At 68.9% G+C, this 12,746-nt stretch carries 12 protein-coding genes; 10 read left to right on the top strand and 2 right to left on the bottom strand.

The window, feature by feature from the left end; all coding sequences use genetic code 11:
- Positions 1 to 21 precede the first annotated feature (21 nt).
- Positions 22 to 1,551 carry a cryptochrome/photolyase family protein gene (locus Q0833_RS11560; RefSeq protein ID WP_298435106.1) on the bottom strand — a complete coding sequence of 510 codons (1,530 nt, stop codon included), beginning with the start codon at positions 1,549 to 1,551 and terminating at the stop codon, positions 22 to 24.
- A complete protein-coding gene (locus Q0833_RS11555; protein ID WP_298434364.1) occupies positions 1,545 to 2,192 on the bottom strand; it encodes an SDR family NAD(P)-dependent oxidoreductase in 648 nt (215 codons plus the stop codon). The genes Q0833_RS11560 and Q0833_RS11555 overlap by 7 nt, the downstream gene beginning before the upstream one ends.
- 74 nt (positions 2,193 to 2,266) lie before the next feature.
- Here Q0833_RS11555 and Q0833_RS11550 point away from each other — a divergent pair, with 74 nt between their 5' ends.
- From Q0833_RS11550 to Q0833_RS11505, 10 genes are all read left to right on the top strand, one after another.
- On the top strand, positions 2,267 to 3,028 hold the full coding sequence (locus Q0833_RS11550; RefSeq protein WP_298434361.1) for a hypothetical protein: 762 nt from the start codon (positions 2,267 to 2,269) through the stop codon (positions 3,026 to 3,028).
- 169 nt (positions 3,029 to 3,197) lie between these two features.
- Complete coding sequence (locus tag Q0833_RS11545) at positions 3,198 to 4,766, top strand: 2-isopropylmalate synthase (RefSeq protein WP_298434358.1); 1,569 nt, start codon at positions 3,198 to 3,200, stop codon at positions 4,764 to 4,766.
- Between the two features lie 80 nt (positions 4,767 to 4,846).
- Entirely contained in the window at positions 4,847 to 5,407 is a 561-nt protein-coding gene (locus Q0833_RS11540; RefSeq protein ID WP_298434355.1) for a transposase, read from the top strand.
- Between the two features lie 58 nt (positions 5,408 to 5,465).
- Positions 5,466 to 6,503 carry a rod shape-determining protein gene (locus Q0833_RS11535; RefSeq protein WP_298434352.1) on the top strand — a complete coding sequence of 346 codons (1,038 nt, stop codon included), beginning with the start codon at positions 5,466 to 5,468 and terminating at the stop codon, positions 6,501 to 6,503.
- A 16-nt stretch (positions 6,504 to 6,519) separates the two neighbouring features.
- The gene (gene mreC, locus Q0833_RS11530) at positions 6,520 to 7,446 is read left to right on the top strand and encodes a rod shape-determining protein MreC (protein ID WP_298434349.1); all 927 of its coding nucleotides are present in this window, start codon (positions 6,520 to 6,522) and stop codon (positions 7,444 to 7,446) included.
- Position 7,447: 1 nt separating this feature from the next.
- The gene (locus Q0833_RS11525) at positions 7,448 to 7,975 is read left to right on the top strand and encodes a rod shape-determining protein MreD (protein WP_298434346.1); all 528 of its coding nucleotides are present in this window, start codon (positions 7,448 to 7,450) and stop codon (positions 7,973 to 7,975) included.
- Positions 7,976 to 7,987: 12 nt separating this feature from the next.
- Positions 7,988 to 9,928 (top strand): penicillin-binding protein 2, encoded by a 1,941-nt coding sequence (gene mrdA, locus Q0833_RS11520; RefSeq protein ID WP_298434343.1) that lies wholly within the window; start codon positions 7,988 to 7,990, stop codon positions 9,926 to 9,928.
- Entirely contained in the window at positions 9,925 to 11,091 is a 1,167-nt protein-coding gene (rodA, locus tag Q0833_RS11515; protein ID WP_298434340.1) for a rod shape-determining protein RodA, read from the top strand. The genes mrdA and rodA overlap by 4 nt, the downstream gene beginning before the upstream one ends.
- A gap of 94 nt (positions 11,092 to 11,185) precedes the next feature.
- Complete coding sequence (locus Q0833_RS11510; protein WP_298434337.1) at positions 11,186 to 12,100, top strand: ring-cleaving dioxygenase; 915 nt, start codon at positions 11,186 to 11,188, stop codon at positions 12,098 to 12,100.
- Complete coding sequence (locus tag Q0833_RS11505; protein ID WP_298434334.1) at positions 12,097 to 12,690, top strand: dienelactone hydrolase family protein; 594 nt, start codon at positions 12,097 to 12,099, stop codon at positions 12,688 to 12,690. The genes Q0833_RS11510 and Q0833_RS11505 overlap by 4 nt, the downstream gene beginning before the upstream one ends.
- The last annotated feature ends 56 nt before the right edge of the window (positions 12,691 to 12,746 follow it).

The following is a 12,746-nucleotide window of genomic DNA, read 5'->3' as shown; positions in this document are numbered from 1 at the left end:
GACGGGGACGCGCCGGCCCCGTCAGATCCGCTCGCCACGATCCAGCCGGGCAAGGATGTCGTCGCCCTCGGCGATCACCGTGGCGCGTCGGTCGGCATCCATACGGTCCCAGGTGCGGTACATCTGGGCCATGCGGGGATTGCCCTCGAACCGGTCGCGGTGGCGGTCGAGGAAGTGCCAGTAGAGCAGGTTGAACGGACAGGCGCCCGCGCCGGTCTTCGTCGTCACCGAATAGGCGCAGGATTTGCAGTAGTCGCTCATCCGGTTGATGTAGTTGCCGCCCGAGACATAGGGCTTCGAGCCGACCACGCCGCCATCGGCGAACTGGCTCATGCCGATGACGTTGGGCGCCTCGACCCATTCGTAGGCGTCGGCATAGACCACCAGGTACCACTCGTGGACCTGGTGCGGGTGCAGCCCCGCCAGCAGGGCAAAATTGCCGGTCACCATCAGGCGCTGGATGTGGTGGGCATAGGCCTCGGCCATGGTGGTCGAGACGCATTCGGCGACGCAGGCCATGTCCGTCTCGGCCGTCCAGTAGAATTCGGGCAGGCCGCGGGTCGCCTCCAGCGCGTTGCGGCTCGTGTAGTCCGGCCCCTCGCGGAAATAGACGCCCCGGATGTATTCGCGCCAACCGATGATCTGGCGCACGAAGCCCTCGACCGCGTTCAACGGTGCGTCGCCCGCGCGGTAGGCGTCGATCGCGGCCTCGCAGACCTCGCGCCAGCCCAGGAGCCCCGCGTTGATATAGGGTGAGAGCAGCGCGTGGAACATGAACGGCTCGCCCTTCACCATCGCGTCCTGGAAGTCGCCGAACCGGGGCAGGGCGGTCTTGACCCAATGCGCCAGCGCGCGGCGCGCCTGACCCGGCTCGGTCGCGAACCAGAAATTATCGAGCGATCCATAGCGGTTTCCGAACCGCGCGCGCACCAGTTCCAGCACCTCCTCGACCGTCTCGTCGGGGGTGAAGCGCATGGGGCGCGGCGCATCCAGCCCGGCCTTGGGCGGCTTGCGGTTGTCGTGGTCGTAGTTCCACTTGCCGCCCTCGGGCTGATCCCCGTCCATGAGGAAGCCGGTCTTCCGCCGCATCTCGCGGTAGAACCACTCCATCCTCAGCTCCTTGCGGCCCTCGGCCCAGTCCTCGAACTCGGCGTGGCTGCAGAGGAACCGGTCGTCGGGGAACATGTGGACCGGCAGCGGCCCGTCCTCGAGCGCCGAGATCAGGCGGAACTCCCCCGGCTCGGTCGCGATGGCCTCGGTCGCGCCCGTGGCGTCGGCGGCGCGCAGAAGCTCGCCGGGGATCGAATGGGTGTTCTCGGGATCGTCCAGCCTGGTGTAACGCACCGTCCAGCCCGCGGAGCGCAGCCGTTCGGCATGCTTGCGCATTGCCGCGAAGAGGAACGCGATCTTCCTGGGGTGGTGCGGCACGTAATCGGTCTCGGCCTGCACCTCGGCCATGACGACCACGTCGGTCGCCGCATCCCCCTCGCGGAGCGCCGAGAGGTCGTCCGAGAGCTGGTCGCCCAGCACGAGCACCAGCCGGGTCACCAGACGATCTCCTGCCCGGCATAGTCGAAGAAACCGCCCGATTGCGCGGGCGTCAGGCTGCGGAGCACGCCCACCAGGTTCTCGGCCGCCGCCTCCGCCGTGACCTTCGGCGCCTTGTGGCCGTCGGTGAAGGGCGTCTCGACCGTGCCGGGATGCAGGGCGACGACGACGGCCCCCTTGCGCTTTCTTCCGATCTCGATGGCCGCGCCGTGGACGATCTGATTGGCGGCGGCCTTGGCGGCGCGGTAGCTGTACCAGCCACCCATCCGGTTGTCCCCGATGGACCCTACGCGCGCGGTGAGCACACCGACACGAGCATCATCGGTCAGGTGCGGGGCGAGATGTTTGAGGATCAGTGCGGGGCCGATGGCGTTGACCGCGAAGACCCGCGCCATCGCCGCCGCGTCCACCGCGTCCAGCGCCTTTTCGGGCGCGCCGCCGCCCGGCGCGAGGATGCCGGTCGCGACGAAAGCGGTTGAGATCGGCGGCAGATCGGCCAGATGCGCTGCCACCGACGCTTCATCCGTCACGTCCAGCCCGTCCGCCCGGCGGCTCAGCCGGATGACCGCGCCGTCCTGCTCCAGCCGGTCCGCCAGGGCGGCGCCGATTCCGCCCGAGGCGCCTATGATGAGGCCATGTGCCATGGTCCGGCCATCTAGCGGCGGCGCGGTCGGCGTCCAGCATTGACCGGGGCCCTGCCGCGCGCCCATCCTGCGCCATGCTCCGCCTCGCCCTTCTCTGGTCGCTCGCAGCCCTGCCCGCCGCCGCGCTGGAGCTGCGCGAGACGGGTCGCTACGATCTCAACCGGCCGGCCAGCCTCGACTACGACCCGACCTTCTGCGGCCTCTGGATCGCCAACGAGGGCCCCGAGGCCGTTCTCGTCACGCTCCAGGGCGAGGAGTTGCGCCGCATCTCCAGCGATCTGGCCCGCATCAAGGCCATCGCGATCGAGGGCGACGCCCTGATCGTCGGCGATGGCCTCGGGCGGCTTCAACGGCTGACGAAGGACGGCACGCCCCTGGCCGCACCCTTCGCGCTGGAGGGCGGCTTCGCCGATACCGAGGGCATCGCGATCGACGGCGGAGGCCGACTCGTGACCGTCGAGGATGACCCCGAGCGGCTCTCGTGGTTCACACCGGACGGCACGCTCGAGACCCGGATCGACACGATGCGCCTCGACCCGCCCCTGAGCGAGGCGCAGGGCATCGCCATCGACCCGCGCACCGGCCACCTCCTGATCGTCGACGATTGGGAAGGGTCCAACAGCCTTTACGAGTTCGACGCGGCCGGCGGCTTTCTGGCGCGTGCGAACCTGCTGGAATACGGCGACGACCCCGAGGGGATCGCGATCCGCCCCGGCTCCGGCCAGCTCTTCATCGCCTTCGACGGCGGCGCCGAGATCGTGACCTTCGACTACACCGCCACCCTGCCCGCTGATGCGGATCCGCTGCCGCCCGCGGCCGATTGCATGATGTTCTGACTTCGGGGCTTCACAATCCCGCACCGCTCGGCATACCCTCCGCGCCATGACGACGTTCCGTATCCTGGACCTCCTCCTTCTTAGCCGCTCCTGAGCGTGCCATCCGGCGCGACCGCTCGGGAGGGACGCAGCGCCGAAGGAAGACACCCCGGATCACAGGAACAGACCCATGACCTCCCCCACCGATAAAGACCGCGTCGTCATCTTCGACACCACCCTGCGCGACGGCGAGCAATCGCCCGGCGCCACCATGACCCATGACGAGAAGCTGGAGATCGCCTCCATGCTCGACGAGATGGGCGTCGACATCATCGAGGCGGGCTTCCCAATCGCCTCCGACGGCGATTTCGAGGCTGTCTCCGAGATCGCGCGCCGCGCCGACCGGGCCACGATCTGCGGGCTCGCCCGCGCGAACTTCAAGGATATCGACCGCTGCTGGGAGGCGGTGCGCCACGCGAAGTCGCCGCGCATCCACACCTTCATCGGCACCTCGCCGCTGCACCGCGCCATCCCGAACCTGACACAGGACGAGATGGCCGACCGCATCCACGACACGGTCACTCACGCCCGCAATCTCTGCGACAACGTGCAATGGTCGCCGATGGACGCGACCCGGACCGAATGGGACTACCTCGCGCGGACGGTCGAGATCGCGATCCGCGCGGGCGCGACCACGATCAACATCCCCGACACCGTGGGCTACACGGCCCCGGTCGAGAGCGCCGAGTTGATCCGCCGCCTGATCGCCGAGGTGCCGGGCGCCGAGGAGGTGGTCTTCGCCACGCATTGTCACAACGACCTCGGCATGGCGACGGCCAACGCGCTGGCCGCCGTCGAGGGCGGCGCGCGCCAGATCGAATGCACGATCAACGGGCTGGGCGAGCGGGCGGGCAACACCGCGCTGGAGGAGGTCGTGATGGCGCTGCGGGTGCGCGGCGACATCATGCCCTTCGAGACCGGTGTGGACGCCACCAAGCTGATGGCCATCTCGCGCCGCGTGGCGAGCGTCTCGGGCTTCCCGGTCCAGTTCAACAAGGCGATCGTCGGCAAGAACGCCTTCGCCCACGAGAGCGGCATCCACCAGGACGGCATGCTCAAGAACGCCGAGACCTTCGAGATCATGCGCCCCGAGGATGTGGGCCTCTCCGAGACCTCGCTGGTGATGGGAAAGCATTCGGGTCGCGCGGCGCTGCGCTCCAAGCTGGCCGAGCTGGGCTACGACGTCGAGGGCAACCAGCTGGCCGATGTCTTCGTGCGGTTCAAGGCGCTGGCCGACCGCAAGAAGGAAATCTACGACGACGACCTGATCGCGCTGATGCAAGACGAGGAGCGTCAGGCCGAGGACCGCATCCGGGTCGAGAAGCTGCGTGTCGTCTGCGGCACCGAAGGCCCGCAGGAGGCGCAGCTGACGCTGACCATCGACGGCGAGGCGAAATCCTCCAAAGCGACCGGCGACGGGCCCGTGGACGCGGCCTTCAACGCGGTCAAGGCGCTGGTGCCGCACAACGCCCGGCTGCAGCTCTACCAGGTATCCGCCGTGACCGAAGGCACCGACGCGCAGGCCACGGTGACCGTCCGGATGGAGGAGGACGGCCGCATCGTCTCGGGCCAGTCGGCGGACACGGATACGGTCGTCTCCAGTGTCCGCGCCTATGTCAACGCGCTCAACCGTCTGCTGGTACGCCGCGAGAAGGCGGGCACCGACACGCGCGAGATCTCGTACAAGGACGCAGGTTGAGGTGCGAATTGGGGTATAGGGTGCGTGGAGACCACGCGCCCTATACCCCATGTTAAGCATCGGCCCTTAGAGCCTGACGGATGTCCCGCTACATCCGTCCCGCGATACCCGGCGCCACGATTTTCTTCACGGTCGCCCTCGCCGACCGGGGCAGCCGTCTTCTCGTCGATGAAATCGATCTCCTCCGGGACGCCTACGGCGCGGCGCTCCGCGACAGGCCGGTGCGAACCGACGCGATCGTGGTGCTTCCGGATCATCTGCACTGCGTCTGGACGCTGCCCGAGGGCGATGCCGACCACGCGACCCGCTGGCGCCTGATCAAGGCGCGCGTCTCGCGCGCCCTGCCGATGCCGCCGCGCCGCACCAGCCACAGCGCGCGCCGCAAGCGCGGTCTCTGGCAGCGTCGCTACCGGGAACATCACATCCACGACGAGGCGGCGCTCCACGCCGCCATCGCCCACTGCCACAGGGACCCGGTGAAGCACGGCCTCACCGATGACCCGTTCGGCTGGCCCCACTCCTCCATCCATCGCGACATGGCGGCCGCGCTCCGCCAAGGGGCCGCGATCCGGGCGCGTGAGCCTTGGCAACCTCCCGCTCACGCGCCGGTCACCCTTCCCACCGGCGCACCCCTCGGATAAACCCCGCGAAACCCCGGGCTGTCCGCCACGGGGGCGGTACGGTTTGGGGAATACGCGCATGTCTATTTTCGGAAGCCTGTTCAGCAAGGACATGGCCATCGATCTCGGCACGGCCAACACACTGGTCTACGTGAAGGGCAAGGGGATCGTCCTGAACGAGCCCTCGGTTGTCGCCTACCACATGAAGAATGGTCGCAAGGAAGTGCTGGCCGTGGGCGAGGACGCCAAGCTGATGCTGGGCCGCACGCCCGGCTCGATCGAGGCGATCCGCCCCATGCGCGACGGGGTCATCGCCGATTTCGATACCGCCGAGGAGATGATCAAGCACTTCATCCGCAAGGTTCACAAGCGCTCGACCTTCACCAAGCCGAAGATCATCGTCTGCGTTCCCCACGGTGCCACCCCCGTCGAGAAGCGTGCCATTCGCCAGTCGGTGCTGGGTGCCGGCGCGCGGAAGGCGGGCCTCATCGCCGAGCCCATCGCGGCGGCCATCGGCGCGGGCATGCCGATCACCGATCCCACGGGTTCGATGGTGGTCGATATCGGCGGTGGCACGACCGAGGTCGCGGTGCTGAGCCTCGCGGATATCGTCTATGCCCGCTCGATCCGCGTCGGCGGCGACCGCATGGACGAGGCGCTGGTGAGCTATCTGCGCCGCCATCAGAACCTTCTGGTGGGCGAGGCCACGGCCGAGCGCATCAAGAAGGAGATCGGCACCGCGCGGATGCCCGAGGACGGGCGCGGCGAGGTGATGACGATCCGGGGCCGCGACCTTCTGAACGGCGTCCCGAAGGAGACCGAGATCAGCCAGGCGCAGGTGGCCGAGGCGCTGGCCGAGCCGGTGCAGCAGATCTGCGAGGGCGTGATGACCGCGCTCGAATCGACTCCGCCCGACCTCGCCGCCGACATCGTCGACCGCGGCGTGATGCTGACGGGGGGCGGCGCGCTTCTGGGCGAGCTGGACCTCGCGCTGCGCGAACAGACAGGCCTCAGCATCAGCGTTGCCGACGAGAGCCTGAACTGCGTGGCGCTCGGCACCGGCAAGGCACTGGAATTCGAGCGGCAACTGTCCCACGTCATCGACTACGACAGCTGATCCACGAGGGGGGCGCATGTCCCGGACCCGACCCGGAGAAGACGTCTACGGCAGGCCGCTCCGGCGGCTCCTGCTGGGCATTCTCTGTGCCGTCCTGGTGGCGCTCGTGCTGCTCTGGCGGATCGACAACCCGCGCGCCGAGCGGCTGCGCGCCGGGCTGGTGGACCGGGTCGTCCCGAGCTTCGAATGGGCGCTGGTCCCGATCACGTGGGGCGGCCGGCTGATCGAGGATTTCGAGGGCTACGCCCGCGTCTACGACCAGAACCAGGAGCTGCGCCGCGAGCTTCAGCAGATGAAGGCCTGGCGCGAGGCCGCGATCCAGCTCGAGCAGGAGAACGCGCGCCTGCTCGACCTCAACAACGTCCAGCTCAGCCCCGACCTGACCTTCGTGACCGGCGTCGTGCTGACCGATAGCGGATCGCCCTTCCGCCGTTCGGTTCTCCTGAACGTGGGCGCCTCCGACGGCATCCGCGACGGCTGGGCGGCGATGGACGGCCTCGGGCTCGTCGGTCGTATCGCGGGCGTGGGCGAGCGGACGGCGCGCGTCATCCTGCTGACCGACGGCAACAGCCGCATCCCGGTGACGATCCAGCCCTCGGGCAAGCGCGCCATCCTCGCGGGCGACACGACCGCCGCCCCGGCGCTCGATTTCGTCGAGAACCCCGAAGACGTCCGCGCGGGCGACCGCATCGTGACCTCGGGCGATGGCGGCGTCTTCCCGCCAGATCTCCTCGTCGGCCAGGTGGTGCGGGGCGCCGATGGCCGCCTGCGCGTCCGGCTCTCGGCCGATACCAACCGACTGGAATATCTGCGCGTGCTGCGCACCCGGCCCGCGCGCGAAATCGAAAGCACCGGCGACCTCATCGCGCCGCCCGCGGGGCCCGTGCAGGGCCCGGTGCGCCCCGAGCCCGCGCCGGATGCGACCGCTGAGGGCGACGGCTGAGATGTTCGCGCGCCGCGTTCTCGCCTACCGCCTGACCTTTGCGGGCCTTGCCTTCGTGATCCTGTTCTTCGCGCTCTTGCCGTTCGGCTCGGGCGAAGGGGGCGTGCCCGGCCCGGAACTGACGGTCTGCCTGATCTGCGCCTGGGTGCTGCGCCGCCCCGACTACGTGCCTGTCTGGCTGATCGTGCCGCTTCTCCTGCTCGACGACGCGCTCCTGATGCGGCCGCTCGGGCTCTGGACGCTGATCGTCCTTCTGCTGTCGGAATACCTGCGCCGCCGGGTCGATCACGCAGAGGCGCTGCCGTTCTGGTCCGAGGCGGGGCTGGTCGCGAGCTGCATCCTCGCGGCGTTTCTCGCCAACCACCTTGCGCTTGTGCTGTTATTCGCCGAGACGCCGCCGCTGATCGGGCAGGGCTTGCATGCCCTTGCAACGATTGTGTTCTACCCGCCAGTCGCCGTATTCTCGCAATTGATCGGGGTGAGACGGCTCGCCCCCGGCGAGCTGGACAGCCTCGGCACCCGCGCCTGAAGGACCTGTCGCATGAAGCGCAATCCGCAAGACGTCACCCTGTCGAGCCGCCGGATCACCCGGCGGGCGCTGGTGCTGGGCGGCGCGCAGCTTGGCTTCGGTGCGCTTCTGCTGGGGCGGATGCGTCATCTGCAGGTCGATCAGGCCGACGAGTTCCTGCTTCTGGCCGAGGAGAACCGGATCAAGGTTCGGCTGCTCGCGCCCGCGCGCGGCCTGATCCACGACCGCAACGGCACCCTTCTTGCGGGCAACGAGCAGATCTACCGCGTCTCGATGATCCGCGAGGATGCCGACGACGTCGACCGGGTCATCACCGCGCTGCGCGGCCTCGTCCGCCTCGACGAGGAAAAGCTGCAACGCGCGCTCCGCGAGATGGATCGCCGGCCGCACCAGTCCGTCACGCTGGCCGACCGCCTGACATGGGAGGAGCTGTCGACCATCGCGGTCAACGTGCCGACCCTTCCGGGCATCACGCCCGAGGTCGGGCTGAGCCGCGTCTATCCGCTGGGCGCCGACTACGCCCATGTCGTGGGCTATGTCGGCCGCGTCTCGGAGCGCGACATCGCCGAAGCCGAGACGCCCGATCCGCTGCTCCAGACGCCGCAGTTCCAGATCGGCAAGATCGGCGCCGAGAAGCGGCTGGAAGGCGTGCTGCGCGGCCGCGCCGGGTCGCGCCGGGTCGAGCAGAACGCCGCCGGACGCATCATGCGCGAGCTGGGACGGACCGAAGGGCAGTCCGGTGCCGACGTCCAGCTGACCATCGATGCGGGGCTCCAGAACTTCACGCAGGCCCGCCTCGGCACCGAGAGTGCGAGCGCCGTCGTGATGGACGTGCGCAACGGCGACGTCCTCGCGGCCGTCTCCTCGCCCAGCTACGACCCCAACCTCTTCGTCTCGGGCATCAGCGTTCCCGACTACGCCTCCTTGCGCGACAACGATCACCGCCCGCTCCACAACAAGATCGTCCAGGGCCTCTATCCGCCGGGGTCGACCTTCAAGATGGTCACGTTGCTGGCAGCGGTCGAGGCGGGTGAGATCTCGCCGGGCGAGACGGTCTACTGCCCCGGCCACACGACGGTGTCGAACCGCCGCTTCCACTGCTGGAAGCGCGCCGGCCACGGGGCGGTCGACCTTGCGAAATCGCTGCGCGAGAGCTGCGACGTCTACTACTACGACCTCGCCCAGCGTGCCGGGATCGACCGGATCAGCGCCATGGCGCGCAAGCTCGGGCTGGGCAAGGCCTTCGACCTCGAGATGACATCCGTCTCCGAGGGGCTCGTGCCCGATCGCGACTGGAAGGCGGAACGGCGCGGCGAAGCCTGGGTCGTGGGCGACAGTCTCAACGCGTCCATCGGGCAAGGCTTCGTCCTCGCCTCGCCGATGCAGCTTGCGGTCATGACCGCGCGCCTTGCCTCCGGCCTCGAGGTCGAGCCGCGCCTCGTCCGATCCGTCGACGGCATCGCGCGCCCGTCCGGCGTGAAGGGGCCGCTCGACATCCCCCGCAGCCAGCTCGAGCTGGTCCGCGCCGCGATGTACGAGGTCGTAAACGCCCGTGGCGGCACTGCCGGGCGCTCAAAGTTCGACCTCGCCGGGATCAAGTGGTCCGGCAAGACCGGCACCAGCCAGGTCCGCAACATCACCGCCGCCGAACGGGCGCGCGGCGTGTTCCGCAACGAGGACCTGCCGTGGAACCGCCGCGACCACGCGCTCTTCGTCGGCTACGCGCCCCATGACGACCCGAAATACGCGGTCTCGGTCGTGGTCGAGCATGGCGGCGGCGGCTCCGCGGCGGCGGCCCCGGTGGCCCGCGACATCATGCTCTACGCGCTTCATGGCGGGATGCCGCCGCTCGAGGCCTACCCGTCCGGCCAGCGCGGCCAGATGGAGGAGCTTCTGTCGTCGCTGCCCGTCAATCCGGGCCTTAACCGCGGCGCCGGCATCTCCGAGGCATGAGCTATCTCGAATACAACATCGCCCGCGTTCCGTCGGGCTTCCAGAAGGTGCTGGCGCTGAACTGGGCGATGGTCATCCTGATCACGGCGGTCTCGGCGCTGGGTTTTCTCGTCCTCTACTCGGTCGCGGGCGGAAGCTGGCGCTGGGCCGAGCCGCAGATGCAGCGCTTCGTCCTCGGGATGGTGGTGATGTTCGGCGTCGCCATGGTGCCCATCTGGTTCTGGCGCAACGTCTCGGCGCTGGCCTACGCGGTGACGATCGCACTCCTGCTCGCGGTCGAGTTCATCGGTGTGTCCGGCGGCGGCGCGCAGCGCTGGATCGATCTCGGCTTCATGCGCCTGCAGCCCTCCGAGCTGATGAAGGTCACGCTGGTGATGATGCTGGCCGCCTATTACGACTGGCTGCCCGCCTCAAAGGTCAGCCGGCCCCAATGGGTGCTGATCCCGATCGTGGTGATCCTGCTGCCGGTCTTCCTCGTGATCCAGCAGCCCGATCTCGGGACGTCGATCCTGCTTTTGACCGGGGGCGGGGCGGTCATGTTCCTCGCCGGTGTCCACTGGGCCTATTTCGCGACCGTCATCGCCGGCGGCGTCGGCCTCGTGACGGCGGTGCTGCAATCGCGCGGCACGACGTGGCAACTCCTGCAGGACTACCAGTATCGCCGCATCGACACCTTCCTCGACCCCGAGAGCGATCCCCTGGGCGCGGGCTATCACATCACCCAGTCGAAGATCGCGCTGGGCTCGGGCGGCTGGACGGGCAAGGGCTTCATGCAGGGCACGCAGGCGCGGCTGAACTTCCTGCCCGAGAAGCACACCGACTTCATCTTCACTACGCTGGCCGAGGAGTTCGGCTTCCTCGGCGGCATGTCGCTCCTGATCCTCTACCTCCTCATCATCGCGTTCTGCGTGGGCTCGGCCATGCGCAACAAGGACCGCTTCGCCTCGCTGGTCACGCTCGGGGTCGCGGTGGCGTTCTTTTTGTTCTTCGCGGTCAACATGTCGATGGTCATGGGTCTCGCCCCCGTCGTGGGTGTCCCTCTGCCACTGGTCAGCTATGGCGGCTCGGCCATGATCGTGCTGCTTCTGGCCTTCGGGCTCGTGCAGTCGGCCCATGTCCACCGTCCGCGTGCCAGCGGCGAGGGACGACTCCTGCGGCGCTGACCCGCGCGTCCGAACCATTCCTGTGCACGGATCGGCCTTACCGCCCTGCGTGGATCGCCTATCTCTGGTCCAACGCCACGAACGGAGCGATACCATGACCAAGCACATCACCGGTCTGCACCACGTCACCGCCATCAGCGGCCCGCCGCAGGCCAATGTCGATTTCTTCACCAAGCTGATGGACCAGCGGCTCGTGAAGAAGACCGTCAATTTCGACGATCCGGGCACCTACCATCTCTATTACGGCAATCGCACCGCCGATCCGGGCACCATCCTGACCTTCTTCCCCTTCGTCGGCGCCCGCCCCGGCATGCCCGGCAGCGGGATAGCCTCGGCCTACGGGTATTCGGTCGGCGATGGCGTCTTCACGGATTGGCTGGACGAAGTTCGCGCCAAGGGCGGCACCGTCTCCGACCCGGTCGAACGCTTCCGCCAACAGGTCGCGACCGTCACCGATCCCGACGGCGCGTCGGTCGAGCTGGTGGCCGAGCCGGGCGATCACGGCCCCGCCGAGGGCGGCTTTCACTCGACGACGCTTTGGCTTGAGGATCTGGGCCCGACGCAGCGCCTTCTGGTCGATCACATGGGCTACGAAGAGGCGGGACACGAGACGGCGGGCGGCACCGAGCGTCTTCGCCTGAAGGCCCCCGGCGACGCGCGGGGCACGGTCGTGGACCTCTATCGCGCGGATGGCGCGCCGCGCGGCCAGCAGGGCGCGGGCTCGATCCATCATGTCGCGTTCCGCGCCAGGGACGATGCCGATCAGCTCGACTGGCGCGACCGCATGATCGCTGCCGGGATGCAGGTCACGCCCGTGATCGACCGGCAGTATTTCAACGCGATCTACTTCCGTGAGCCGGGCGGCGTGCTCTTCGAGATCGCGACCGATCCGCCGGGCTTCACCCGCGACGAGCCGCTGGAACGCCTCGGGGAAGCGCTCAAGCTGCCCGAGAAATACGAGCCGATCCGCGACCGGATCGAGGCGGCGCTGCCCCGGATCGAGGCGTGATCGGCCTTGTCCTGATCCACGGGCGGGGCGGGTCGGCGCGGGACATGATGTCCCTCGTCGGCCCGCTCGGCGCAGACGGTGCGGCACGCGCCGCACCCGAAGCGCCCGGTCAGTCCTGGTGGCCGACCAGCTTCCTCGCACCGATGGCGCAGATGGAGGGCCCGCTCGCGGACGGGCTCGGCGCGGTCGATCGCGCCGTGGCCTCGCTCGATTTGCCGCGCGCGCAGGTCGCCGTGGTCGGGTTCTCGCAAGGCGCCTGCCTCGCGCTGGAATACGCCGCGCGTCAGGGCGCGGGGCTCGGCGCCGTGATCGCGCTCTCGGGCGGGCTGGTCGGCACGGCGGATGCGCCGGGCGAGGTCTACGGCTTCGGCGAGAAGGCCCTCGACTACGACACCGACCTCTCGGGACTGCGCGGGCTGGTGACCTGCCACGAGGCCGATCCGCACATCCCGCTGGTCCGCGCGAGGGCGAGCGCCGAGGTGCTCACCCGACAAGGGGCCGAGGCCCGGATGATCACCCATCCCGGCGCGGGCCACCAACCGATGCCCGATGGCATCGCGGCCGCCCGCGAAATCCTGGCCACGCTCTGATCGCGCCACCCAAACGAAAACGGGCCGCCCCATGGGGCGGCCCGTTCGTCGTTCAG

The sequence above is a fragment of the uncultured Jannaschia sp. genome, from assembly GCF_947503795.1.
GTDB lineage: Bacteria > Pseudomonadota > Alphaproteobacteria > Rhodobacterales > Rhodobacteraceae > Jannaschia.
The sequence above is the reverse complement of the archived record's forward strand: the minus strand, read 5'-3'. Positions and strand labels throughout refer to the sequence as shown.